The organism is Sphingomonas changnyeongensis (assembly GCF_009913435.1).
GTDB classification, from domain to species: domain Bacteria; phylum Pseudomonadota; class Alphaproteobacteria; order Sphingomonadales; family Sphingomonadaceae; genus Sphingomonas_B; species Sphingomonas_B changnyeongensis.
On record NZ_CP047895.1, the window covers coordinates 1,562,666 to 1,587,613 of the forward strand.

Genomic DNA, 24,948 nt, shown 5'->3' on the forward strand with positions numbered 1-24,948 from the left:
GAACCGGCGGCGGCGGGGGTTCCGGCTGCCTGATCTACGACCAGATCCGCATCCATCTGCGTCTCGGCAGCGCGCAAGGCTGCATCGACGGTGTCGACCGCAGCATTGGCGGTCGCCATGGTCGCGGCCGAGCCGTTCGCCGCGGCCATGTCATTGCCGGTGTTGCCTGAACAGGCGGCAAGCGCCAGCAGGGCGGGGGCAGCGCACAGCGCGGCAGGCAGTCGGGACATCACAGGCTCCGTCGGCAAGGGACCATGGCCGGGCACCATGCCCGGCCATGGTGGTGGTTCAGTTGACGGCGCAGCTGTCGGCGTCGCCCGCATCGAGGTCAAGGCAGCGGCCGTCAATCTCGGCGCGGGCGACCGGCAGGCGCAGCAGCGCGGCGAGCGTCGGCAGGATGTCCACCGTCTCGACGCCGAGCGGCTGTTCGAACGGCGTCACCCCCGGCCACCAGAACAGGATCGGCACGCGCCGGTCATAATCCCAGAAGCTGCCATGGGTGGCGACATAGCCGCCGCGCGGATCGGCGATCGGCGTGACGCGCGGCTTGAGCGCCACGATCAGATCGCCCGACCGGCCGGGAAAATAGGATGCGCGCGCCCGTGCGGCGAGCGACCAGGTCTCGGGCGGGCCATCGGGCTGCGGCATCGCGGCCAGCTCGGTGCCGGTGAACACCGCCTCGACCAGCGGGCTTCGCCGCACCAGCTCGGCCGCGCGGCGGATGACGGCGGCACGGCGGCGCGCCGGCACGTCGCGGTGGACATAGAGATCGCCGCCATTCGCGATCAGCGCCGGGCCGGCAAGCTTCAGCTCCTGGCGGATCATGGCGTCGATCGCCTGGGGATCGAAACGCTGATCGACACGCCGGGCATCGGGCGCGGCGTGGCGGACATTGCGTTCCGGCAGGTCATGCCCGCCATGATCGGCGGTCAGCACCGCGACATAGCGCACGCCGCTGGCGTCGAGCGCGGCGAACAGTCGGCCCAGCTCGCGGTCGAGCGCCATCAGCGTCAGGCATTGTTCGCTGCCCGATGTGCCATAGGTGTGGCCGACATAGTCGGGGCCGAGGCGCTGAGCGCCAGCAGATCGGGCGCGCTGCCGCGCCCCAGCTTCAGCGAATCGAACAGGGCGAGCGCCAGATCGACCGTCGCCACATCGCTTTCGGGCGATGCGCGGAAGGCGCGGGTATCACCGGCGGCGCGGGCGAAGCGGCCGTCGCCGACCGTCTTGCCGCCGCCGATCGGGACGGCGCGGGCGCGGGTGTCGCACGGGGCGATCAGGTCCATCGCCGGCTGCGGCGCGGCCAGCCGGGCGGCGACGCGCGCGCGCACGGCGGCGACCGCCGGATCAGCGGTCTGGCCGGCGGGGCCGACATAGTCGCGGCCGTTCCACCACCACATCTGGTCGGCGCGGTGGCCGCCCAGCATCACCGCCGCGCGGTCCTTGGTCGACACCGACACCACCCGGCTGGCCGGATTGGCCGCCTTCATCCGGTCGCCCAGCGTGGGCACCTTCAGATGCACGGGCGAGACCGTGTAGTTTGACGAGCTGCTGCCGGCGACGCTCTCGTCCTCCGCGCAATAGACGGTCTTGTCCGCGCGCGCGACCGACTGATCCAGCCAGTCATTGGCGATGATGCCGCTGCGCGCCGGGCGGGCGCCGGTCAGGATCGTCGAATGGCCGGGGCAGGTCTCGGTCGCGGCGTGCGACTGATAGCCGGAGGGAAAGACCACGCCCTGCGACAGCCGCTTCAGCCCGCCACTGAAATATTGGCGATATTCCGCGAAAAGGTCGGCGGAAAACTGGTCGACGGCGATGGTGACGACCAATGCGGGGGCGGCCGGCTGCGCGGGAGCGGAGGGCGGGGCAGGCGGCGGGGCAGGCGTTTGGGCCAGCGCCTGGGCCGATGCGCCTGCCAGCAACAGCGCGGGCAGCAGAACGAGGGTGCGGATCACGGAACAGAATCTCCTTGGGCCATGGGCCGGGTGCGGATAGGGGATGGCGCATGGCCGCTGAACCGACAAGCTCCCCCGTCCGCCGCGCCGGTGGCGGTCTGCCTTATGCCGTTTTTCATGGCGCGGTGATGACGCTCCTGACGGCGCTGGCGCTGCTGCTGGCCATCGCCCCGGCCCGCGCGCAGGGCCGGCGGGGCCGGCTGGTGCGACCGCGCATATCCGTCCGACCCTGGTCGCCGAAGTCGCCGCGCCCGCGCCGGGCCAGACCATCGATCTGGCGCTGTTGATGCAGCCCGATACGGGCTGGCACGGCTATTGGGCCAATCCCGGCGATGCCGGGGTGCCGCTCGCTGTGCGCTGGACGCTGCCGGCGGGCGCACGGGTGGGGCCTTTGCCTATCCGGTGCCCGAAAAGCTGCTGATCGCCGGGCTGATGAACTATGTGTTCGCGCGGGATTATGCGCTGATCCTGCCCTTCACCGTCCCAGCGGGCGCGCGGCCCGGCGACCGGCTGCAGATCGCCGCCGAGCTCGACTGGCTGGCCTGCACCGATCAGGTCTGCGTGCCCGAACGCGGGCGCGTCAATCTTGGCTTGACGGTCGGAACGGGGGCAGCCGATCCGGCGCAGACGGCGCGGTTCGATGGCTGGCGGCGGGCGCTGCCCCGGCCGCTCGGCGCGCCGGTGCAGGCGGCGCGGGCGGGCAAGATGATCCGGCTGGCCGTGCCGCTGCCGGCGGGGATTGCGCTCGACAAACCCTATGTGTTTCCGCTGACCGAACGGCTGATCGACCATGCCGGGCCGCAATCCTTCAGCCGCACCGGCGACACGCTGATCGTCGAACTGCCGGCCTCCGCGCCGGGGGCGCAGCCGCTTGCCGGGGTGCTGCGCGTCGATGATCGCACCGCACTGGCGTTCGCGGCGGTGGCGGGGGCGGTGCCGCCGCCCGGCACGCCGGTTGCGACCGGGGACGCCGCCGATGGTGCGGGCGCGGGGGGCGCTGGCTTTGGCGGCGGCGCGCTCGGCCTGCTGGCGGCGCTCGGGGCCGCCATTCTTGGCGGGCTGATCCTCAACATCATGCCCTGCGTGTTCCCGATCCTGAGCCTCAAGGCGCTCGGCCTCGCGCGCGGCGGGATCGACGAAGCCGTCGCCCGGCGCGAGGCGCTGGCCTATGCGGCGGGGGTGATCCTGACCTGTGTGGCGCTGGGCGGGCTGCTGCTTGCCCTGCGCGCGGGCGGGGCGTCGGTCGGCTGGGCGTTTCAGCTGCAGGACCCGCGCGTGATCGCGCTGCTGCTGCTGCTGGTCGTCGCCATCGCGCTCAATCTCGCCGGGCTGTTCGAACTGGCGAGCATCGGCGCGGGCGATGCGCTGGCGCACCGCGGCGGGGCTGCAGGCGCATTCTGGACCGGGGCGCTCGCCGCCTTTGTCGCCACGCCCTGCACCGGCCCGTTCATGGCCGCCGCGCTCGGCGCGGCGCTCGTCCTGCCGGTGATGGCGGCGCTGGCGATCTTTGCCGGGCTGGGGCTGGGGCTGGCGCTGCCGTTTCTCGCCATCGGCTTTGTTCCCGCGCTGCGCCGCCGCCTGCCGCGTCCGGGCGCGTGGATGACGACGCTGCGCCGCATTCTGGCCGTGCCGATGTTTGCAACCGCACTCGGCCTTGCCTGGATTCTTGGCCGGCAGGCGGGGGCGACGGCATGGCGCTGGGGCTGGCGGCGGCGCTGCTGCTCGGCCTTGGCCTGTGGTGGCTTGGGATGCGCCAGGCGGGCGGCCGCCGCGTCTGGCCGGCGCTGCCGGTGCTGCTCGCCGCGCTGGCGCTGACCGTCGCGGTCCGGCCGGTGACGGGGGCTGCTGCCGCGCCGTCCGGCGGGGGCGCGCTCGCCGCCCGGCCGTTCAGCGAAGCCGCGCTCGACCGCGCCCGCGCGAGCGGCCGGCCGGTGTTCGTCTATTTCACCGCCGACTGGTGCATCACCTGCAAGGTCAATGAACGCGCCGCGATCGACCGCGCGGACACCGCCCGCGCCTTTGCGCGCGGCGGGATCGAGGTGCTGGTCGGCGACTGGACGAATGGCGATCCGGCGATCGGCCGTTTTCTTGCCCGGCGCGGGCGTTCGGGAGTGCCGCTTTACCTGTTCTACCGCCCCGGCGCGGCGGAGCCTGAGGAGCTGCCCCAGCTGCTGACCCCGGCGATGCTGACCGCGCTGGCGGGCTAGAGCGGTTTCCAGTCAGGTGGGATCACCTGACGGTTCGGAAGACGCGGCAAACCGACAAACTAGAGCGGTTTCGAGCCGGTTGGCACGGCGGGTTCGGTCGGGGGCGGCGGGGCAGCCTCTGGCGCCGGTTCGGGGCCAAGGCACGCCTCGCGCACCCGCCTGACCGAAACCCCGCCCGGCAGCGTCAGCTGTTCGCCCGCGCCGCCGATCAGCAGGATCTGCGCCTGCGGGGCTGCCATCGCGGCGAACAGCGGATCGCCGGCGGCAAGCCTGGCCTGCACCCGCGCGGTTCCCGCCGGGCGGGCCGGCATGTTCTTTTCCACATCGCCGGCGCGCAGTGTCAGCACATCGCCATCGCCCGCGCGTTCGACGATGATCTGGCCGCGCGCCCGGTCGCAGCTGAGCGCCAGCAGCGGGGCCTCGCCCGCCGCACCGAACGAGGCCGTGGCGCCGTTCACGCTCCAGGCCGGGGGCGGGCCGGCAGTGGCGACCGGCGCATCGGATTCGATCAGTTCAGGGTCGGCGTTCACCCGCACCTCGCCCGCGCGCTGCTCGCGTTCCTGCGGCTTGATGTCGGTGCAGCCGCCAAGCGCCATCACCCCGGCGATGATCGCGGTCAGCGGCAGGGCGGTGCGCCAGGCTGTGGCGCCATCATTTGACGGCATGGACCCTTTCTCCCCCGATCCAGGTTTCGAGCACGCGGGTGGCGCGCAGTTCGGCCATTGTCGATTGCAGCGGATCGGTGTCGAGGATCAGGAAATCGGCGCGGTAGCCGGGGGCCAGCCGCCCGATCCGGTCCTCGGCAAAGCCCGCATAGGCCGCGCCGGTGGTAAAGCCGGCCAGCGCCGCTTCGCGCGACACGCGTTCCTGCGGCTGCCACCCGCCCAGCGGTTCGCCGTCCGCATCCTCGCGGCTGATCGCCGCCGCCAGCCCGGCAAAGGGGTTGGGATGTTCGACCGGCATGTCGGAGCCAAAGGCGATCGGCGTGCCCTGACGGCGCATCGATTCCCATGCATAGGCCCCTTGCAGCCGCGCCGTGCCCAGCCGCGCTTCGGCCATCAGCCGGTCGGACGTCTGGTGGACGGGCTGCATCGACGCGATGATGCCGTGCCGGGCAAAGCGCGGCAGATCGCCCGGATCGACGATCTGGGCATGTTCGATGCGCCAGCGCCGGTCGCCCTTGAAGGTTTCGGACAGTTCTTCGATCGCGCCCAGCACCTGATCATTGGCGCGGTCGCCGATCGCATGGGTGGCGACCTGGAACCCGTCCATCGCCGCGCGCACCATCAGGTTGCGCAGCTTGGCATCGCTGAGCAGCCCCAGCCCGGTCTGGTGATGATCATCGGCATAAGGCGCCTTGAGCCACGCCCCGCGCGAGCCGAGCGCGCCATCGGCATAAAGCTTCATGCCGACCATGCGCAGCCGGTCATCATAGAGCCAGGGCGTCGGCCCGGCCCCGGCCACCGCCAGCAGCGGATCGATCCCCGCCGAATAGCTGATGATGCGCACCTTGAGCACGCCGGCATCGCCGGCGCGGCGGAACACGTTCCAGTCGTCGGTCGTGCTGCCCATGTCGGCAACCGCGGTCACGCCATTGGCGATCAGGATCCCCTGCGCCTTGGACAAAGCGAGATCGCGTTCGCGGGGCAGGGGGGCGGGGATTGCGCGTTCGATCAGCTCGCGCGCGGCATCGACGAACACGCCCGCCTCGATCCGCCCGCCCGCCGGGGCCTTGGTGTCGGCGGTGACGCCCGCCGCCTTCATCGCCGCGCTGTTCGCCCAGCCGGCATGGCCGTCGACCCTGACCAGCCAGACCGGCCGGTCGGACACCGCCTGATCGAGATCTGCATTGGTCGGGAACCGGCCCAGCCCCCATTTTTCCTGGTTCCAGCCGGTGCCGATGATCCAGGCGCGGTCGCTGTTGGCGGCGGCATAGGCAGCGATCATCGCCTTTGCCTCGTCGAGCGAGCGCGCCTCGGTCAGGTCGAGCTGGATCGCCTTGAACCCCAGTTCCATCACATGGCCGTGCGCGTCGATCAGGCCGGGGATCAGCGTGCGGCCCTGGCCGTCATGGCGGAAATCGGGCCGTTCGGGCCGCTTGTCGCGCGCTTTGAGCAGGCTGACGACGCGGCCGTCCTTGCCGATCACCAGCCCGGTAAAGCGTTCGATCTGGCCGTCCCGGCCGATGGTCATGCCGTTCACATTGTCGATCAGCCCGTCGGCAAGTGCCGGCATCGGGGCCAGGGCGAACGGGGCAAGCGCCAGCGCGGCTGCGGCGCCTGCGACGCGCATCCTGCGGGTGATCATCGCGGCAGTCTCCTGACAAGTGCGCTGGTGTCCTCGCGGCCGCCACCCAGCGCCTGCACTTCGGCATAGAATTGATCGACCAGGGCTGCGACCGGCAGGGTCGCGCCGTTGGTGCGCGCCTCTTCGATGGCAAGGCCGAGATCCTTGCGCATCCAGTCGACCGCAAAGCCGAAATCGAACCGGTCCTCGGCCATGGAATGCCAGCGGTTGAGCATCTGCCAGCTGGCCGCCGCGCCGCCCGAAATCGCCTCGAACACCCGGTCGGTGTCGAGTTCCGCGCGCTGGGCAAAGCGCAGCGCCTCGCTCAGCCCCTGGACGACGCCGGCAATCGCGATCTGGTTGACCATCTTGGTGGTCTGCCCGGCCCCTGCCGGCCCGACATGGGTGATGCGCGACGCATAGGCGGCGATCAGCGGTTCGGCCGCGCGCACCGCATCCTCGCGCCCGCCGCACATCACCGACAGCGTGCCGCCCTCGGCCCCCGCCTGGCCGCCCGAGACCGGCGCATCGACGCACAGCAGGTCGCGCCCGCGCCCCTCGACCGCCAGCTGCCGGGCGATGCGGGCGGACACGGTCGTATGGTCGATGAACAGCGCCCCCGCGCGCATCGTGCGGAACGCCCCGTCGCGGCCCAGCGTGACATCGGCCAGATCATCGTCATTGCCGACACAGGTGATGACGGCATCCGCATCCGTGGCCGCTTCGGCCGGGCTTGCCGCCTGCACGCCGCCATGGGCGCTGACCCAGGCCTCCGCCTTGGCCGGCGACCGGTTGAACACGGCCAGTTCATGCCCCGCTGCGGCCAGATGCCGGGCCATCGGCCCGCCCATCACGCCCAGCCCGATAAATGCAATGCGCGCCATGCCCGCTGCCTAGAGCATTTTCAGGCCGGGTGGAAACACCCGGCTGCCGGCAAAATCCGGAAAAACAAAAAGCTCGAGCGGCTGGTCCGATGCGCCCGGCCTTTGGGAGGAGCAGGCCGGGCGGCTGCACCGGGCGGCGAATGGATGCCTGGCACAAAAAAGGGGCGCGGCACCGGTTCCGGCAGCCGCGCCCCTGATCGGGATGTTTTGGGTCTGGCTCAGGCCCCTTGCGGGGCCGGATCGCCGAACGGGCCGGGCTTTTTGGGCCGGGTGCGCGGGATCGAGCTGCCGGCGGCCGGGGCGGCGGGGCGGCTGCGGTCGCCCTCGCCACGGCCGATATCCTCGCCCTTGATCGCGCGCTTCGCCTCTTCGCCGGTCAGCGTCTCATATTCGAGCAGCGCTTCGGCCAGCTTGTGCAGTTCGTCGAGATTGTCGGTCAGCACCTGGCGCGCGCGTGCTTCGGCTTCCTCGATGAAGCGGCGGACCTCCTGGTCGATCAGCCGCGCGGTTTCTTCCGACACATTCTGCGACCGGGCGACCGAATGGCCGAGGAACACCTCGTCCTGATTGTCGCGGTAGCGCAGCCAGCCGAGCTTTTCGCTCATCCCATATTCCATGACCATCGAACGGGCCATGTCTGTCGCCTGCTGGATGTCGTTGGACGCCCCGGTGTTGAGCGCGTCGGCCCCATAGATCAGCTGTTCGGCGATGCGCCCGCCAAAGCACAGGGCAAGCCGCGCCTTCATCTGGTTCATCGACATCGAATAGCGGTCGCGCTCGGGCAGGTTCCAGGTCACGCCCAGCGCGCGGCCGCGCGGGATGATCGTCACCTTGTGCAGCGGATCGCAGCCCGGAACATGCAGCGAGACGAGCGCGTGGCCGGCCTCGTGATAGGCGGTGGCGCGCTTTTCCTCCTCGGTCATCACCATGGACTTGCGCTCGGCGCCCATCATGACCTTGTCCTTGGCCTCTTCAAACTCGCGCATCGCGACCAGGCGCTTGCCCTTGCGCGCGGCGAGCAGCGCGGCCTCGTTGACGAGATTGGCGAGGTCGGCACCCGAAAAGCCCGGCGTGCCGCGCGCGATGGTGCGGCTGTCGACATCGGGGGCCAGCGGCACCTTCTTCATGTGCACCGACAGGATCTTCTCGCGGCCCTCGATATCGGGGCGCGGGACGACGACCTGGCGGTCGAAGCGGCCCGGGCGCAGCAGCGCCGGGTCGAGCACGTCGGGCCGGTTGGTCGCGGCGATGATGATGATGCCTTCATTGGCCTCAAAGCCGTCCATCTCGACCAGCAGCTGGTTGAGCGTCTGTTCGCGCTCGTCATTGCCGTTGCCGAGGCCCGCGCCGCGGTGGCGGCCGACGGCGTCGATTTCGTCGATGAACACGATGCACGGCGCATTCTTCTTCGCCTGTTCGAACATGTCGCGCACGCGGCTCGCGCCGACGCCGACGAACATTTCGACAAAGTCGGAACCCGAAATGGTGAAGAAGGGCACATTCGCCTCGCCGGCAATCGCGCGGGCGAGCAGCGTCTTGCCGGTGCCGGGCGAGCCGACGAGCAGCGCGCCCTTCGGGATCTTGCCGCCCAGCCGGGCAAAGCGGGTCGGATCCTTCAGGAAGTCGACGATTTCCTGCAGCTCCTCGCGCGCTTCATCGATGCCGGCGACATCGTCGAAGGTCACACGGCCATGCTTTTCGGTCAGCAGCTTGGCCTTGGACTTGCCAAAGCCCATCGCGCCCGAGCCGGCATTTTTCTGCATCTGGCGGATGACGAAGAAGGCGACGCCCAGGATCAGCAGGAAGGGCAGCGACTGGTAGATCAGGATCATCCAGAAGCTCGGCTCCTCGCGCGGCTTGGCGGAGAATTTCACGCCCTTGGCGATCAGCCGGTCGATCAGCCGGGGATCATCGGGCGCCTGGGTGCGGAACGCGCTGTCATTGGTCAGCGTGCCCGACACGATGTTGTCGGCGATCGAGACTTCCTTGACCGACCCGTCCTCGACGCGTTGCAGAAACTCCGAATAGGCGATGCCTTCGCCGCCCGCCACGCGGGTGCGGCTGTCGAACAGCTGCACGAACAGCACCAGCGCAAGCACGACGCCGAGCCAGATCATCAGGCTCTTCATCCAGGGGTTGGTGCCGTCGGGTTGGTTCTTGTCGTTCATCGGGGCGAGACTCGTCAGCGGCGCGGACGCCAAGGGGTTCGTGACCAAGATAGGATGAGACGGGTTAAGTAACAATGGCAGGTGGTGGGGCGGTCGCCCGGCCGTCCGGCGGGGCTTTCCCGCCGGGGCGGCGGGGCGGGGCGGGCATGAACCGCCACACCGGGCCCGGCAGCGCCTTGACCGTGCCGATGGTCGCGGTCCGCCCCGCATCCAGCCGGGCGATCAGCCGGGCGAGGCGCGGCCCGTCGGGCACAATGCCAAATGCCGCCAGCAGGCGCAGAACCAGCCGCCGGACAAGCTCGGGCGGCAGGCCGCGCGGATCGAGCGTGTCGCCGGCGATGCGTTCGTCCGCCAGCCGCGCCGCCGCCCAGTCGAGCGCGGCTTCCGCCTCGGCCAGAATCGCCGCGCTGTGCGCCAGTCGCGCCGGATCGAGCCACGGCACCGCCGCCATCAGCCGGCGGGCATGGGTGCGGTCGAAGCGCGGATCGTCGTTCGACGGATCGGCGGCGGGCATGATCCCGGCGGCGTCGACGACCGCGCGCAGCTCGGCCCGCCGCCAGTCGAGCACCGGGCGGATGAGCGTGATTCCGGGGGCAAGCGGGCGTTCGCGGCGGATGCCGGCCAGCCCCGCCAGCCCCGCGCCGCGTGCCAGCCGCATCACCAGCGTTTCCGCCTGGTCATCGGCATGATGGGCGGTCGCGACATGGCTGAGGCCGTGATCGGCTGCCCAGCCGGCAAGGGCCTGGTAACGCGCGTCGCGCGCCCCGGCCTGCACCGATCCGGCGACGCGGACCTGAAGCACATCATGCGCGACGCCCAGCCGCGCGCACACCGCACCGACCGCCGCCGCCTCCGCTGCGGCTTCGGCGCGCAGGCCGTGATCGACGGTTGCGGCGCGCACCTGGCCCGGCCGCTCGGCAGCCGCCAGCAGCAGCAGGGCAAGCGAATCCGGCCCGCCGGATACGGCGATGCCGATCCGGGCGTCACCGGTGACAGCGGACAGGATGGGGCACATGATCGCCCGGTCTAAAGCGATTTGTCGCCGGGGGGAAACGGGTCCGGGGTTTCGACCCGGCGCTGGCCCTCGATCCGGCCCGGGCGCGGGTCATTCGACCCGGCGCCCAAAGGCTTCAGTGCACGGTCCCCGCCGTCTCGGCGGCGGCGAGGAACAGCACCAGCCGCTCGACCTGACGCCAGCGGCAGAAATCGATCACATTGCCCAGATCGCGGCTGCGATCCGCGCGCGCGGCGGCCTCGAATCCGGCATCGTCGCCGAACCGTGCCAGAAGATCGGTGGCGGCGGCCAGCGTCGCCCGATCGGCCACATAGAGCATCTGCTCCATGCACATCTCCCCTTGGTCTTGCCGCCCTTGATCCAAGTCGCGTGCCAGAAACGGGATTTTCGCCTGTGCGGCGGTTTGCAGAGGTCAATGGCGCGTTGACCAAGTGCCAGCGGGGGACAGATGGACCGGCTGGCGTATCGTGACGGGACATGGCATGGGCCGGTTCGTGGCTGAACCCAGATCCCCCCGCGCCGCCGGCTGCCTGTTCGCGATCCTGCCTCTGGGCGGGGCGATTGCCCTTGGTCTTGCCGGCCAGCCGGTGATCGGCCTGCTTGCCGGAACCGGGCTGGCGGCGGTGCTCGCCACCCTGTTCTGGCTGGTCGACCGCCGCCGCGCCTGAGCGTGTGGGTCAAGGGGCGGCGGGGCTGCCGTCCGCGCCGAATTTGCCCACTTCATCGCCCCACAGGTCCCAGCCGGGCCTGAGCGTGCGGGCGAACATCTCCAGCCGGCTTGCCTCGGGATAAAGCCGCTCGATCGCCTCGGCGACGGCATCGGGCTTCTGGCTGTGCGCGCGGCGCGGGGCGAGGATGACGTTCGACACCGCCTCGTCGGCCAGCTTCATCGGCCGGCCCTTGGCGACGCGGCTGGCCGCGATCACATATTCCGCGGTCGGCTTGACGATCGACGGGCGCACGCCCTGGGCGCGGATCGGCCCGCCATCCTTGCGCGCCTTCACCCAGACAAAGGCGATGCCCCGGAAATGCAGCTGCCAAGCCTGAAGACACGCCATGGCGACATCGAGGCGCGGTGATGTCGCCCACAGGAACAGCACGCCGCGGTCGGTGAGCAGGTCGGGGATGGGCAGGCGGACGATCGCCTCGTCAGGCGCGGTCGCATAGAACTTCGCCGCCGCGCCCCATTTGTTCTGCTGGCCATAATAGGCCCAGGGCGGATCGGCGAGGATCACATCGTAACGCCGGTCGGGCAGGTCGCGCCACCGCGTCATCGGCTGTCCCCGGCGCTTGCGCCTGTTCCCGTCATCCCGGCCAATCCCCCCGGATCGTCCCGACCGCTCAGCGGCAGCGCGCGGCCTTGCGCCCCTTGTCGAACTGCGCCTTTTGCGCGGCAGTCAGGCTGCGGCCATAGACGCTGTCCAGCTCCAGATAGACCTTGCAGGCATCGGCGGGCTTTTTCAGCTGCACCAGCGCCTCGCCGAGCGACAACAGGCTTTCGGTCGCGCGCGCGCCGTTCGGGAATTTCTGGTAATTTTCGTAGAAGGCGACCGCCGCCAGCGCGATCTTGCCATCGTCCATATACAGCCGGCCGAGCAGGTTCTGCGCATAGGAGGCGCGCCGGTGCTCGGGGTGCTTTTCGACCACCTTTTTCAGTTCAGCCTCGGCAGCGGCATAGTCCTTGGCCTGCCACAGGCGGAAGCCATGGATGTAGCTGTCCTCGGCATCGTCGCCGGTGCGCGGCCGCAGCACGGTGGTCGCCGCGGTATCGGCGGTCACCGTGCGTGCCGGCGCGGGGCTGACCGCAGCGGGCGTCGGCCTGGGCGCGGGGGCTGCCGGTGCCGGCCGGGTCGCCGCCGGGGCGGTCGCGCGGGGCGCGGCCATGTCGCCGCCAGCGTCCGCTGCACCCGTGCCGGGCTGGGCAGGGTCGCCGGGCTGGGCAGACGCGCCGGGCTGGGCGGTGCCGGGTTCGGCAGCGGCCGGCTGGGCGGCGGCGGCAGCGGCTTCGATGCGGGCCAGACGTTCTTCCAGCTGGCCGAGGCGGAAGGCGTTCTGCTCGCTCTGCCCGGTCACCGTGCGCAGCGCGGCCTCCAGCGCATCGACCCTTGCGGTCAGATCGGCAAGCGGCGGCGTCGCCGGGGTGCCTGCGGGCGTGGCCGTCTGCGGCGCGACCGTCATTTCCGGCTCGACCGGGGTGCCGCCCGGAAACACCTTGCGCTGCACGGCGCGCAGTTCCTTTTCGATCTTCGTCACCCGGCCGGTCAGGTCGGGGGCGGCGACCTGCGCCGAAGCCGGCAGGGCAACGCTCAGCAGCAGAAAGGCGAGAAACGGTTTGGGCATGGCGGTTCCTGAACGGGCCGGGATCGGACAAACGGATGTTTTCCGTCTCTAACCGCCCCGTGCCCCGGCTCAACCCCTGTCGTGCAGCGCCGGGCGGTGCGGGGGCAAAGGGTGCCGCCGGCGCGACGGGCCGCCGGATCGACCGGTCTCAGCGCCAGCGCAGATTGTGCCGGCCAAGCGCGCTCAGCGTGCGCACGCCCATCAGCTTCATGTCGCGTTCGATCTCGTCGCGCAGCGTGCCGAGCGCGCGCGCGACCCCCGCTTCGCCGGCGGCGGCCAGCGCATAAAGGTACAGCCGTCCCCCGAACAGGCGGTGGCCCCGACCGACATCGCCTTCAGCACATGGCTGCCGCGCCGCACGCCGCCGTCCAATATGACCTCGATCTGCCCGCCGACCGCGTCGAGGATCTCGGCCAGCTGGTCGAAGGGCGCGCGGCTGCCGTCAAGCTGGCGGCCGCCATGGTTGGACACCATGATCGCGGTCGCCCCGATATCGACCGCGCGGCGGGCATCCTCCACCGACATCACGCCCTTCAGGCAGAAAGGGCCGCCCCATTCGGCGCGGATCGCCTCTGCCGCCTTCCAGTCCATCGACTGGTCGAGCATGGTGTTGAAATAATCGGCGACCGACAGCGCGACCGTCGATCCCTCGCGCACATGGGTGGCAAGATTGGGCAGCGAAAAGGGTTCGCGCAGCAGATAGTCGAGCGTCCAGCGTGGATGCGCGGCAAAGCTGAGCGCCGACCGCGCGGTCAGCCGGGGCGGCGAGGTGAAGCCGGTGCGCAGGCAGCGTTCGCGATTGCCGCCGACGATGGTGTCGACGGTCAGCGCGATCGCATCGAACCCCGCCTCGCGGCAGCGCGCGATCATCGACCGGTTGAGCCCCCGGTCCTTGTGGACATAAAGCTGGAACAGCTTGGGGCTTTGCACCAGCCGGCCGATCTCCTCGATGCTGACGGTCGCGAGGCTGGAAATGCCGAACCAGGTGTTGAACCGCGACGCGACCGCCGCCACCGCGCGTTCGCCCTGCCAGTGGAACAGCCGCTGCAGCGCGGTGGGCGACAGGAACAGCGGCAGGTCGATCCGCTTGCCCATCACCGTCACGCCCATATCGACCGTCTCGACCCCGGCGAGCACGTTCGGCACAAGGTCGCAGTCCGCAAACGCCTCGGTATTGCGCCCCTTGGTCAGCTCGTCATCGGCGGCGCCGTCGATATAGTGGAACACCGGTGCCGGCAGGCGGCGGCGCGCCAGCGCCCGGAAATCCTCGACATTGTGGCAGTCGGCAAGGCGCATCAGCCGCTCAGCTCCTCGATTGCCGCCGCGATCCTGTCCATGTCGGCGGCCAGCCGCGCGGCGAGCGCCTGGTCACCGAGCGCATCGAACGCGACGACCTGCGGCATCGACAGCCCGATCCGGAGCGTCGCGCCCCAGCGGCCATCCTCCAGTCGCACGCATTTGACCGGCTGGCCCAGCCGGATGCCGCGCCCGACCAGCGCGCGGTGGAGCGCGACCGCCGCGTCGAAATCGGGATGGCCGGCGCGGCGCGACAGATCGATGGTCGACAGGGTGCGCATCTCGACCGGATGGGCATCACCCTCGGCGCGGTGGCCGGGCGGATAGGGGGCGACGCGCCGCCCGCCCAGCCGGTCGACCATCGCCGCGCGAACGGCCGCGTGAAACGCAAGGATCACCCGCTCGACCCGCGCCAGCGGCAGGCGCTGGAACCGCTCAAGCTCGAACACCGAGGCCTCGAGGCGCAGCGCCAGCCCGTCATTACCGCTGTCGGGCAGCGCGTCGGCACCCGGCCAGCCCGCCGGCCATTCGGCGCGGCGGAAGATCGTCGCCAGCCCCGCCGGCAGCGATGGCGCACGGGCGGCGATGGCCGGCGGCACCAGCGCGATGCCGCTGAACGGCGGGCCGCCCATGAACTTGGATCCGGTGATGAACAGGATCGCGTCGCGCGCCAGATAGGCGGCGATGGCCGGCGAGGTGATCCGCGCCTGACAGGCATCGACGACCAGGGTCATGCGGTCACCATGCCGGGCGCGCAGATCGTCGATATCGTCGAGCAAAGGCAGGATCAGCCCGGTCTTGGAGCCGTGGACGACATGCACCAGCGCATGGGCATCCGGTTCCGCCTCGATCGCGGCGTCGATGCGGTCGCGGATCGCCGCACTCGTATAGGCATGGCCCAGCGTGTCGCGCACCGGAATGTCGGTCAGGCTGATCCGGTCGCCAAGCCCGCCCACGGGGGTTGCCGGAACCGTGGCGGTGCCAAGCGGGGTTTCCTCCGCGAAATAGCGGCCATGGGCGGAATGGATGCAGCCGCTGCCGACCTCGTCCGCGCCCAGCAGCACATTGTGGATGTGCGCCGCCCGGTCGGCCACGCAGGCAAGGCCGACATATTCCAGATCGGTGCCGGATGCCGCAAACACGATGCCGACGTCATCGCTCAGCCCGTAAGCGGCGCGGATCCGCTGCCTGAGCGTATCCAGCACCGCAGGGTAGGGGCGGGCCGGCAGGGCGGCGACATGGGCGAAGGCGGCGGGCGAAATGTCGTTTGCCGTCGACGAGGCATAGGCCAGCACCGGCCGCGGCCAGGGCGCGGAATGATAGCGGTTGGTAAAGCCCGGCGGCGACAGGGTGATGCGCGCATCGCCCCCGGTCGCCATCAGCATCGCGGCGGCGCGCCCGGCGGCCTCCAGCGCAGCAAAGGACGTGGCGTGTTCGGAAATCATGCCGCTCCCTAAACCGCAGCTTCGTCGCCCGCAAACCAAGCTTTTGCCGGGTTTCTTTCCCGTTGCCTTGGAGAATGGCGGGCGCGCGCTTATGTGGGCGCGCCATGACCGATATCATCCGTCCGACCGCCATTCCCGATGCGGCGCGCGCGCGCCTCAGGGTGATGTTCATCGCCAAGCACGCCAAATGGGGCGGCGGGCTGCATCCCGAAGACGGGAACCATGCGCTCTATCATGTCGAGGTCCGCACGATCCTTGAGGAGCTGGGCCTCAACCTGCTGCTTGCCGACAGCTATGACGCGCTGTTCCAGAATCCGGGCGTGGATTTCGTGTTCCCGCTGCTCAACCGGGGCGGGTTCCTGAACTCGGAAATGCTGCTGCCCCTGCTGTGCACCAGGCTCGGCATTCCCTATCTGGGCGCCTCGCCGATCCTGCGCGGCCTGTCGGACGACAAGCACCTGACCAAGCTGGCGGTGCGCGCGCGCGGCGTGCCGACCGCGCCCTGGGCGATCTTCCGGCGCGGCGCGCCCGTGACCGAGGCCGGCGTGCCGATGGCCGAACGGATGGTGATCAAGCCCAATGCCTCGTCGGCCAGCTGGGGGGTGATGGACGCGCATGACTGGCCGGGTGTCGTGCGCGCGGTCGCTGAAATCCACGACATGGGCCATGACGCGATCCTTGAGCCGTTTCTGAACGGCTCGGACGTCGAGGTGCCGGTCATCACCATCGGCGATCCGGTGATCATGCCGATGATGCTGTTCGAACAGGCCGATCCCAGCCATCTGCGCACCTATTATGAAAAGCGCGATCTGGTCGACCGGGCGCAGAAATATCAGCTGGTCGATTTCGACGATTCCCGGCTGATGCCGCAGATTGCCGATTACACCCGCCGGATCATGGGCGAGTTCGTGCCGTTCGATTATGGCCGCTACGAATTCCGCGTAAACCCCGAGACCGGGGAGGTCAACTTCCTCGAGGTCAATCTCAACTGCAATCTGTGGTCGGAAAAGGTGTTCGGCCGCTCCGCCCGGCGGGCGGGGCTGACCCAGGCGCAGCTGATCGAAACGATCCTGGCCGAATCGATGAAGCGCCACGGGCTGTTCTGAGTCTTTTGTCGCGGCGCCGGGGTTTTTTATTGTCGCGGCACCGGGAGTTTGTTGATTGGGAAGAACGGCACCGGCCCGCTCCCCCACCCGGCCTCCCAACGGCAGGTTACGCTATGGGAGGCCGGGTGGGGAGCGGGCCGGTGCCGCCCCCGCGCCGTAAGACGCGGCAAAAAACACGCCGCCCCCGGGCAGGCAATCTCTCAGCCGCCAAGCCCGCGTTCGCGCAGGTCCGCCACCCGATCGCGGCTGACCGGCACGATCAGGCCGTTGATCAGCCGCAGATTATGGTTGCGGCCGTCGCGTTCGAGCGTGGCCATCGCGATATGCGCGACCCACCAGCTGCGATGGACGGCGGTGCCGCTGTCAGCGGGCAGTTCGCCCAGCGCGTCGCGCATCCGCAGGAAGATCCGCGCGGTGCCGCGATCGGTGTAGACGCGCAGATAATGATCCTCCGCCTCGAGCGCGAGCACCATGCCGCGCACCGCCTCCGGCAGCCGGTCGACAAAATCGGGGCGCGGGGCGGGAGCGGTTGCAGGGGGAGCGGCTGCAGGGGCGGGGGCCGCCGGGCCCGGCACGACCGCAAGGCGCGGGGGCGACGGCGCGGGCTGGGGCGCTGGTGAGGGCGCGGGCCGGCTGTCTGCCGCCGCCTTGATCGCCGCCGGTGCTGCGTGACCGGACCTGCCGATGCCCGCGACGGCCAGTGTGGCGGCGACGAGCAAGGCGGCCATCAGTGCCCGGCCAGCGCCATCGGCACCGGCGGGAAAGCCCAGCCCGGTTGCGGCCAGCCACAGCAGCAGCACGGCGATGCCGCCGCCCGCCGCCAGGATCGCCGCCCGGGTGATGCCAAGCCGTGCCGCCAATGTGCCGGCCCAGCCCGCGACCGGCCGGGCGCAGAAATAGCCGCAGAGGATCGCCGCCGCCCAGTCGCGCAGCTCGGCTGCCGACAGCCCTGCCGGCCCGGTTGCGAGTGCGGCGGGCACCGCCAGCACCAGCAGCGCCAGCAGTTCGCGCGCCGACCGCGCGGTCCGCGCCCGTCCGGCGGCTTTCGCGGCCGGGGCGGAGACGCCGCGCCCGGTGGTCTGTTCGGCGGTGCGCCCGCTATCGGTCACTTTTCCCCTTTCCGGCCATTAACCCTCCGGTCACCCCGCCTTGGCATCCGGGATGTGCATACAGACGGTTGAGGTCTGGCGCACTCCGGCCTATCTGGCGTGCGGAACCAAAAACAAGCGGGTAAGACCATGGCTGAGTTCGCGTTGCCCAAGAACAGCGTCATTCGCAAGGATGGCAAGACCTTCCCGGCCGCGCCGGGGGCGACGCGCGTCAAACGCTTCAAGATCTACCGCTACGATCCCGACAGCGGCGAAAACCCGCGCTACGACACGTTCGAGGTCGATCTCGACAGCTGCGGGCCGATGGTCCTTGATGCGCTCATCAAGATCAAGGGCGAGCAGGACAGCTCGCTCACCTTCCGCCGGTCGTGCCGCGAGGGCATTTGCGGCAGCTGCTCGATGAACATCGACGGGCGCAACACGCTCGCCTGCACCAAGGCGATCGAGGATGTGAAGGGCGATATCCGGATCACCCCGCTGCCGCATATGGACGTGGTCAAGGATCTGGTCCCCGATTTCAGCCATTTCTACGCGCAATATGCGTCGATCCAGCCCTGGCTGAAGACGGTGACGCCGCCGCCCTCGGGCAAGGAAAGGCTGCAGACCCCCGAAGACCGGGCGAAGCTCGACGGGCTGTACGAATGCATCCTGTGCGCCTGCTGCTCGACCTCGTGCCCGAGCTATTGGTGGAACTCCGACAAGTTCCTCGGCCCGGCGATCCTGCTCCAGGCCTATCGCTGGCTGGCCGACAGCCGCGATGAGCAGACCGGCGAGCGTCTGGACGAGCTGGAGGATCCGTTCCGCCTGTATCGCTGCCACACGATCATGAACTGCGCCAATGTCTGCCCCAAGGGGCTGAGCCCGGCCAAGGCGATCGCCGAGGTCAAGAAGATGGTCGTCGAACGCGCGATCTGATGCAGGCCGTGCCGGTGCCCCGCACCGGCGCAGCCGCTCCGGCGACAGGGTGAACAGACATGGCAGCACGCGCCCCCGCGCATGATATCGACGCCGCGCCGGACACCGATGCGGCAGAGGCGCTTGCGGCCGAGATCCGCCATCCGGCGTTCATCCACGATCCGCATCCCGATCATCCGGGCTGGCTGCGCTGGGAATTGTCGGATGCGGACCGGTTCAACACCGCGCTCGGCCCGCTGATCGTCCGGCGCGACGGGGATGGCCGGGTGCGGCTGCGCGCCTTTCCGGCCCGCGCCCAGTCCAACCTGTCGGACAATGTGCATGGCGGGGCGCTGCTTGGCATGATCGATGTCGCGCTGTTCGCGACCGCGCGGCTGCACGGCATTGTCGAGGCCGGGGTGGCGGTCACGCTCGACCTGTCGACCCAGTTCATCGCCGGCGCGGCGATCGACCGGCCGCTCGACCTCGTCTCTGAGGTGCTGCGCGAAACCGGGCGGCTGGTGTTCGTCCGCGGGCTGATCGAGCAGCAGGACGCAGCCGGCGGGACGCAGATCTGCGCCAGCTATTCGGGAACGATCCGCAAGCCCGCGCGGCGCTGAGCGTTGTATGTCGCGCGCCCGACGGCGCGGTCGCGGCGCCGAGAGTTTGTTGATTGGGAAGAACGGCACCGGCCCGCTCCCCCACCCGGCCACCCATAGCGTATCCTGCCGTTGGGTGGCCGGGTGGGGGAGCGGGCCGGTGCCGCCCCCGCGCCGTCAGGCGCGACACAAACATACCGTAAGGCGCGGCAAAAAACACCCCGCCCGCCTTTTCAGTCGATCCGCTCGATGCGGCCGTCGCGCATGTGGATGCGCGTGTCGGCGGCGGCGGCGATGTCGCCGTCATGGGTGACGCAGACGACGGCGCGCCCCTCGTCATGGGCGAGCGCGCGGAGGATTTCGACCACGCGGGCGCTGTTCTGGCTGTCGAGATTGCCGGTCGGCTCGTCGCCCAGCACCAGTGCCGGGTCGTTGGCAAGGGCGCGGGCGATGGCGACGCGCTGGCGCTGCCCGCCCGACATGCGGTCGGGCGTCTTCGCCGCTTGATCGGCCAGCCCCATCATCTCGAGCAGCGCCATCGCCCGCGCGCGCGCCGCGGCGGGGGCAAGCGCGCCCAGCCGCCGGATCGGCAGCAGCACATTGTCGAGCGCGCTGAACTCACCGAGCAGAAAGTGGAACTGGAACACGAATCCGAACCGGCGCAGCCGCGCCCGCGCGCGCGCATCGCCCGACATGCCGCCCGTATCGGCCCCGTCGAGCGTCAGCGTGCCCATGGTCGGGCGGTCGAGCAGGCCGAGCAGATAGAGCAGCGAGGATTTGCCGCAGCCCGACGGGCCGATCACGGTCACGAACCGCCCGGGCCGGATGTCGAGATCGACGCCCGTCACCAGCGCCACCGGCGGGTCGCCGGGCAGCACGCGGCCCAGCCCGCGCGCGCTCAGGATCGGCGGTGGCTCTGCCGGACCGGCGGGCAGGGGGGTGGCGGCGGGGCCGGTCATGCCGCGCCGCGCAGGATGTCGACCGGGTCCACCCGCGCCGCCTTGCGCGCCGGCAGCCAGGCGGCGATCGTGGCCGAGACGAGCGAGGCACCGCCCGCGATCAGGAACTGGCGCGGGCTGCGGTCGAGCGGCAGATGCTCGGTCTTGCCCTGGATGGTGAACTCAAGGCTGCCCAATATCTCCATGAGCCCGGTGCCGAGCGCAAAGCCCGCCACCACGCCGATCAGCGCGATCGCGATCCCCTGCATCACGAACACCGTCTGCAGATCGCCCTGCGAAAAGCCGATCGAGCGCAGGATGGCGATGTCGCGCCTTTTGTCGGTCACGGCGGTCGACACCACCGTGTAGATGCCGAAGCTGGCGACCAGCAGGATCGCGGAGACGACGCTGTACATGATGACGTTGCGGGTGAGCAGCAGCGCCAGGAAATCCGCTGATCGTTCCTGCCAGCTTTCGGCCTTGTAGCCGAACCGCGCCTCCAGCGCGGCGGCGCTTTCGCGGGCACGGGCGGGATCGGCGAGCCTGACGCCGATGCGGTTGATGACGAAGGGCTGGCCGGTCAGCGACTGCGCCTCGCGCAGCAGCACATAGCCCGATGCCGCGCCCAGCGCGCCCCGGCCCTTGCCGAACAGCCCGACGATCCTGAGCGACCTTGTGCCGCCGCGCGCCGAGGTGGCGCCGACAATGTCGCCCATGCCCACGCCCAGCCGCCCGGCCAGTTCCTCGCCGATGATCACGCCGCCCTGCGTCGTTTCCAGATTGCGCAGCCGCCCGGCGACCAGCAGCTCCTCGATTGTCGAGATGCGCCGTTCGATCGCCGGATCGATGCCGACCAGCGCCAGCGGTTCCTCGCGCCCGCCCGCGCGCAGCGTCACCGCCCCCGACAGCGAGGGGGAGGCGATGGCCCCGCGCTCGGCCTCGGCTGCCGCCACGATCTGCGGCCAGCCGCGCAGCCCGCGCACTTCGGTGCGCGGCTTGAACCCCCGCAGCCGGATCGCCGCCCCCGGCATCGCCGCCAGCCCCGGCTGGGGCGGCGGACTGCGCAGCTCGTCTGAAATCACCACATGCGGCGCGGCATCGATCAGCGTTTCGATGAAATCATTCTGGCTGCCGATCATCAGCGCCGACACGGCCAGAAAAAAGCCGACGCCCACCGCGACGCCCGCCACCGCGACCAGGGTCTGGCGCGCGCGTTTCGCCAAATGGGTGCCGGCGATCCCGGCGAGCAGCGGCAGGCGGGCGGAGAGCGGGGCAGGGGCGCCGCCCGGCTGGTCCGCGCCGCTCAGCATCCGCCCAGCCGGATGCGCTGGCCGGCGCGCAGCCCGGGCGGCGGATCGGGCAGTACACAGGCATTGCGGGTCAGGCCCTGCCGGATTTCGGTCCGCTCGCCGCCCTCGATCCCCGCCGTCACGCGGACCGGCCGGGCAGTGCCGCCCTCCGCGGTCCAGATCTGCCCGTCGCGCAGCGCCCGGCTGGGCACCAGCACCGCATTGTCGCGCGCGGCGGTGACGATGTTGACCTCAAGCGTCAGCCCGACCGGCAGTGGCGGCCCGGCATCGGGCGCGATCCTGACCCGGAAGGCGCGCTGGTCCGGATCGCCGCCGGGGGTGACCGCGCGCACCCGCCCGCGCATGATCCGGCCCGGATAGGCGGCGGTGGACATCAGCACCCGCTGGCCGGGGGCGATGCGCGGAATGTCGCGCTCATCGACCGTCGCGGTCACGCGCAGCCGGGCGGGATCGCCCAGCGTCATCAGCGTGCGGCTGGGGCTTGCCAGATCGCCCGGCTCGACATCGCGGCGCAGCACCACCCCGTCCAGCCCGGCGCGCAGCGCGAACTGGCCGAGCCGGGCGCGCGCCCCGGCTTCGGCGGCGCGGGCGGACCGTGCGGCGGCGACCGCCCGGTCGCGGCCTGCGGCAGCCAGAAAGCCGCGGGCGAACAGCGTCAGGGCGCGCTGTTCGGCGGCATCGCTCTCGCGCGTCTGGGCGGCAAGCTGGGCGATCTGGGCGCGCTGTTCGCCATCGTCGAGCAGGACGAGCGTCTGGCCGGCGCGCACCGCCATGCCTTCGTCCGCCAGCACGGCGACGACCGGTGCGGTCACCCGGCTCGCGAGCGTCACGGGCCGTTCCGGCTCGACAAAGCCGGTGGCGTAAACAAGGTCGAGCGCCGGGCCGGTGGTGGCGCGCACACCGTTCACCGCCGGCGCGCGGCCGAACAGCGCCCACAGGCCGATCGCCGCCGCAGCGGCAATGGCAAGGCCCGTCAGCATCGCCCGGCTGGTCATTGCGCGCCCCTTTTCATCCCCCGCACCCCCGGCTTAGCGGTGTCGGCATGGGGGTGGAATAAGGCCTGTTGCGGATGTCGCGGCCCGGCCGGTCGTGCCGCCCGCCGGCAGCGGTTTCGGGCGACGGCGGCTTTTCAAGCTTCCTCCGGGCAGATATCGGCGCGGCAGTGAACAAGATCATTGCCCGTTATCAGACGCTCGTCCGCGACGGCGAGCTGCGTCCCGACCCCGCCCAGGCCGATGCCGCCGCCCGGCTCGGCCAGCTTGCCGACCAGCTTGAGGCTAGCCCCCGGCGCGGTTCGCTGCTGTGGCGGCTGGCCGGCCGCCAGCCCGAGGCGCCGCGCGGCCTGTATCTGTGGGGCGGGGTCGGGCGCGGCAAATCGATGCTGATGGACCTGTTCTTCAACGAACTGGACATTGGCGTGAAACGCCGCGTCCATTTCCACGAGTTCATGCTCGAGGTGCATGACCGGCTGCGCATCGCGCGGCAGAGCGAGACGGGCGACCCGATCCCGGCGGTTGCCGCCGATCTGAAGGGCGAGGCGCGGCTGATCGCGTTTGACGAGATGGTCGTCAACAACTCGCCCGATGCGATGATCCTGTCGCGGCTGTTCACCGCGCTGATCACCGGTGGGACGACCGTGGTCGCGACATCGAACCGCGCGCCCGAGGATCTGTACAAGGACGGGCTGAACCGCGAGCATTTTCTGCCGTTCATCGATCTGCTGCGCGCGCGGCTGGACGTGATCGCGCTCAACGGCCCGGTCGATTACCGGCGCGCGCGCCTGGCCGGGGTGACGACCTGGCTGACCCCCAATGGCCCGGAGACGACCGAGCGGCTGCGCGAGGCGTTTTTCCGCCTGACCGATTATCCGCCCGAAGACAGCGCCCATGTGCCCGCCGAGGAGCTGCCGCTCGGCGGCGGGCGGACGCTCGCCGTGCCCAAATCGCTGAAGGGGGTCGCGGTGTTTTCGTTCAGGAAACTGTGCGGCACCGCGCGCGGCGCGGCCGATTATCTGGCGGTCGCGCGGCGGTATCACACGGTGTTCCTGGTCGGCATTCCCCGGCTTGGCCCGGAAAACCGCAACGAGGCGGCGCGGTTTGTAACCCTGATCGACGCGCTTTACGAACATCGGGTCAAGCTGATCGCCGGCGCCGACGCCGCGCCGGGCGAGCTTTATGTCGAGGGCGACGGGCGGTTCGAGTTCGAACGCACGGTCAGCCGGCTGATGGAGATGCAGTCCGACGCCTATATGGCGCTGGGCCATGGCGTGCGCTGACGTTATTGCACATCGTTCTCATTTGCAAAAATAATCACTTTCCCGAGGTTGAAGCCTTAACGAATCGCGCCTAAGCGGACCGCAAACATTCGGGAGAAGGCTCAATATGGGACGGCACAAGATCGCGCTCATCGGCGCGGGCAATATCGGCGGCACTCTCGCGCATCTCGCGCTCACCCGCGACCTGGGTGATGTCGTCCTGTTCGACGTTGTCGACGGCATTCCCCAGGGCAAGGCGCTCGACCTCAACCAGTGCGGCCCGATCGAGGCGCGCGAAGGCGCGCTCAAGGGCACCAACGACTATGCCGACATCGCCGGTGCCGATGTCTGCATCGTCACCGCCGGCGTCGCCCGCAAGCCGGGCATGAGCCGCGATGACCTGCTGGGCATCAACCTCAAGGTCATGAAGGCGGTGGGCGAGGGCATCAAGGCGCATGCCCCGAACGCGTTCGTGATCTGCATCACCAATCCCCTCGATGCGATGGTCTGGGCGCTGCGCGAGTTTTCGGGCCTGCCGCACAACAAGGTCGTCGGCATGGCCGGCGTGCTCGATTCCGCCCGCTTCCGCCATTTCCTGGCCGAGGAATTCGGCGTCGCCAAGCAGGACGTGACCGCCTTTGTGCTCGGCGGGCATGGCGACACCATGGTGCCGGTCGTCGAATATTCGACCGTGGCCGGCATTCCGATCCCCGATCTCATCAAGATGGGCTGGTCGACCCAGGAGCGCATCGACGCGATCGTCCAGCGCACCCGTTCGGGCGGCGGCGAGATTGTCGGCCTGCTCAAGACCGGTTCGGCCTTTTATGCGCCCGCGACCAGCGGCATCGAAATGGCCGAGGCCTATCTGAAGGACCAGAAGCGCCTGCTGCCCTGCGCGGCCTATCTGGACGGTCAATATGGCCAGGACGGCCTCTATGTCGGTGTGCCGGTGATCATCGGCGCGGGCGGCGTTGAAAAGATCGTCGAGATCCAGCTGTCGGGCGAAGCCAAGGCCAATCTGCAGGTGTCGGTCGACGCCGTGAAGGAACTGGTCGCGGCCTGCCAGAACATCGATGAAAGCCTGAAGGGCTGAGATCCGGCCGCGCGCCCGGCCGGGCGCGCGGCCAAGGGCCAGCCGCGGC

The 24,948-nt window shown here is 70.2% G+C and carries 19 protein-coding genes and 3 pseudogenes; 7 read left to right on the forward strand and 15 right to left on the reverse strand.

The features are described from left to right. Nucleotides 1-288: 288 nt before the first annotated feature. A pseudogene (locus GVO57_RS07795) lies at nt 289-1,895 on the reverse strand (alkaline phosphatase family protein). 188 nt (nt 1,896-2,083) lie between these two features. On the opposite strand from GVO57_RS07795, the pseudogene GVO57_RS15425 reads away from it, so the two are divergent. Continuing rightward, nucleotides 2,084-4,162 (forward strand): annotated as a pseudogene (locus tag GVO57_RS15425) (protein-disulfide reductase DsbD family protein). A 59-nt stretch (nt 4,163-4,221) separates the two neighbouring features. Here the strand turns inward: GVO57_RS15425 and GVO57_RS07805 are convergent. The 6 genes from GVO57_RS07805 to GVO57_RS07830 form a co-directional block, all read right to left on the reverse strand. Beyond that, nucleotides 4,222-4,827, reverse strand: a complete 606-nt coding sequence (locus GVO57_RS07805) for a hypothetical protein (protein WP_160592680.1) — start codon at nt 4,825-4,827, stop codon at nt 4,222-4,224. After that, nucleotides 4,814-6,469: an amidohydrolase gene (locus tag GVO57_RS07810; protein WP_233281287.1), complete on the reverse strand. Its 1,656-nt coding sequence runs from the start codon at nt 6,467-6,469 to the stop codon at nt 4,814-4,816. Before GVO57_RS07810 ends, GVO57_RS07805 begins: the two co-directional genes overlap by 14 nt. After that, complete coding sequence (locus GVO57_RS07815) at nt 6,466-7,332, reverse strand: NAD(P)-dependent oxidoreductase (RefSeq protein WP_160592681.1); 867 nt, start codon at nt 7,330-7,332, stop codon at nt 6,466-6,468. Before GVO57_RS07815 ends, GVO57_RS07810 begins: the two co-directional genes overlap by 4 nt. A 218-nt stretch (nt 7,333-7,550) precedes the next feature. Beyond that, nucleotides 7,551-9,500 (reverse strand): ATP-dependent zinc metalloprotease FtsH, encoded by a 1,950-nt coding sequence (gene ftsH / locus GVO57_RS07820; protein WP_160592682.1) that lies wholly within the window; start codon nt 9,498-9,500, stop codon nt 7,551-7,553. A 64-nt stretch (nt 9,501-9,564) separates the two neighbouring features. Further along, complete coding sequence (gene tilS / locus GVO57_RS07825; protein ID WP_160592683.1) at nt 9,565-10,515, reverse strand: tRNA lysidine(34) synthetase TilS; 951 nt, start codon at nt 10,513-10,515, stop codon at nt 9,565-9,567. Between the two features lie 115 nt (nt 10,516-10,630). After that, entirely contained in the window at nt 10,631-10,843 is a 213-nt protein-coding gene (locus GVO57_RS07830) for a hypothetical protein (protein WP_160592684.1), read from the reverse strand. A 166-nt stretch (nt 10,844-11,009) separates the two neighbouring features. Here GVO57_RS07830 and GVO57_RS07835 point away from each other — a divergent pair, with 166 nt between their 5' ends. Beyond that, complete coding sequence (locus GVO57_RS07835; protein WP_233281288.1) at nt 11,010-11,183, forward strand: hypothetical protein; 174 nt, start codon at nt 11,010-11,012, stop codon at nt 11,181-11,183. A 9-nt stretch (nt 11,184-11,192) separates the two neighbouring features. On the opposite strand, the gene GVO57_RS07840 is transcribed toward GVO57_RS07835, so the two are convergent. From GVO57_RS07840 to GVO57_RS07855, 4 genes and pseudogenes are all read right to left on the reverse strand, one after another. Then, nucleotides 11,193-11,789: an MT-A70 family methyltransferase gene (locus GVO57_RS07840; protein ID WP_160592686.1), complete on the reverse strand. Its 597-nt coding sequence runs from the start codon at nt 11,787-11,789 to the stop codon at nt 11,193-11,195. 67 nt (nt 11,790-11,856) lie between these two features. After that, nucleotides 11,857-12,855 (reverse strand): tetratricopeptide repeat protein, encoded by a 999-nt coding sequence (locus GVO57_RS07845; protein WP_160592687.1) that lies wholly within the window; start codon nt 12,853-12,855, stop codon nt 11,857-11,859. A 148-nt stretch (nt 12,856-13,003) separates the two neighbouring features. Next, nucleotides 13,004-14,151 (reverse strand): annotated as a pseudogene (locus GVO57_RS07850) (alpha-hydroxy acid oxidase). Next, nucleotides 14,151-15,596, reverse strand: coding sequence for a hypothetical protein (locus tag GVO57_RS07855; protein ID WP_160592688.1), 1,446 nt, complete (start codon nt 15,594-15,596; stop codon nt 14,151-14,153). Before GVO57_RS07855 ends, GVO57_RS07850 begins: the two are co-directional and overlap by 1 nt. A gap of 104 nt (nt 15,597-15,700) precedes the next feature. Here GVO57_RS07855 and GVO57_RS07860 point away from each other — a divergent pair, with 104 nt between their 5' ends. After that, complete coding sequence (locus GVO57_RS07860; RefSeq protein WP_160592689.1) at nt 15,701-16,702, forward strand: D-alanine--D-alanine ligase family protein; 1,002 nt, start codon at nt 15,701-15,703, stop codon at nt 16,700-16,702. A 200-nt stretch (nt 16,703-16,902) separates the two neighbouring features. On the opposite strand, the gene GVO57_RS07865 is transcribed toward GVO57_RS07860, so the two are convergent. Then, a complete protein-coding gene (locus GVO57_RS07865) occupies nt 16,903-17,811 on the reverse strand; it encodes a LytTR family DNA-binding domain-containing protein (protein ID WP_160592690.1) in 909 nt (302 codons plus the stop codon). 129 nt (nt 17,812-17,940) lie between these two features. Here GVO57_RS07865 and GVO57_RS07870 point away from each other — a divergent pair, with 129 nt between their 5' ends. Together GVO57_RS07870 and GVO57_RS07875 are read left to right on the forward strand one after the other, a co-directional pair. Next, nucleotides 17,941-18,726, forward strand: a complete 786-nt coding sequence (locus GVO57_RS07870; RefSeq protein WP_160592691.1) for a succinate dehydrogenase iron-sulfur subunit — start codon at nt 17,941-17,943, stop codon at nt 18,724-18,726. Between the two features lie 59 nt (nt 18,727-18,785). Continuing rightward, on the forward strand, nt 18,786-19,325 hold the full coding sequence (locus GVO57_RS07875; protein ID WP_160592692.1) for a PaaI family thioesterase: 540 nt from the start codon (nt 18,786-18,788) through the stop codon (nt 19,323-19,325). Between the two features lie 212 nt (nt 19,326-19,537). Here GVO57_RS07875 and GVO57_RS07880 read toward each other — a convergent pair whose 3' ends face one another. The 3 genes from GVO57_RS07880 to GVO57_RS07890 are packed head-to-tail and all read right to left on the reverse strand — an operon-like array spanning nt 19,538 to nt 22,547. Beyond that, the gene (locus tag GVO57_RS07880) at nt 19,538-20,263 is read right to left on the reverse strand and encodes an ABC transporter ATP-binding protein (RefSeq protein WP_160592693.1); all 726 of its coding nucleotides are present in this window, start codon (nt 20,261-20,263) and stop codon (nt 19,538-19,540) included. Next, nucleotides 20,260-21,552 (reverse strand): ABC transporter permease, encoded by a 1,293-nt coding sequence (locus GVO57_RS07885; RefSeq protein WP_160592694.1) that lies wholly within the window; start codon nt 21,550-21,552, stop codon nt 20,260-20,262. The genes GVO57_RS07880 and GVO57_RS07885 overlap by 4 nt, the downstream gene beginning before the upstream one ends. Then, nucleotides 21,546-22,547 (reverse strand): efflux RND transporter periplasmic adaptor subunit, encoded by a 1,002-nt coding sequence (locus GVO57_RS07890; RefSeq protein WP_160592695.1) that lies wholly within the window; start codon nt 22,545-22,547, stop codon nt 21,546-21,548. The genes GVO57_RS07885 and GVO57_RS07890 overlap by 7 nt, the downstream gene beginning before the upstream one ends. 167 nt (nt 22,548-22,714) lie before the next feature. Between GVO57_RS07890 and zapE the strand changes: the two genes are divergently transcribed. Next, nucleotides 22,715-23,827 carry a cell division protein ZapE gene (gene zapE, locus GVO57_RS07895; RefSeq protein WP_160592696.1) on the forward strand — a complete coding sequence of 371 codons (1,113 nt, stop codon included), beginning with the start codon at nt 22,715-22,717 and terminating at the stop codon, nt 23,825-23,827. Nucleotides 23,828-23,933: 106 nt separating this feature from the next. After that, the gene (gene mdh / locus GVO57_RS07900) at nt 23,934-24,899 is read left to right on the forward strand and encodes a malate dehydrogenase (protein ID WP_160592697.1); all 966 of its coding nucleotides are present in this window, start codon (nt 23,934-23,936) and stop codon (nt 24,897-24,899) included. The last annotated feature ends 49 nt before the right edge of the window (nt 24,900-24,948 follow it).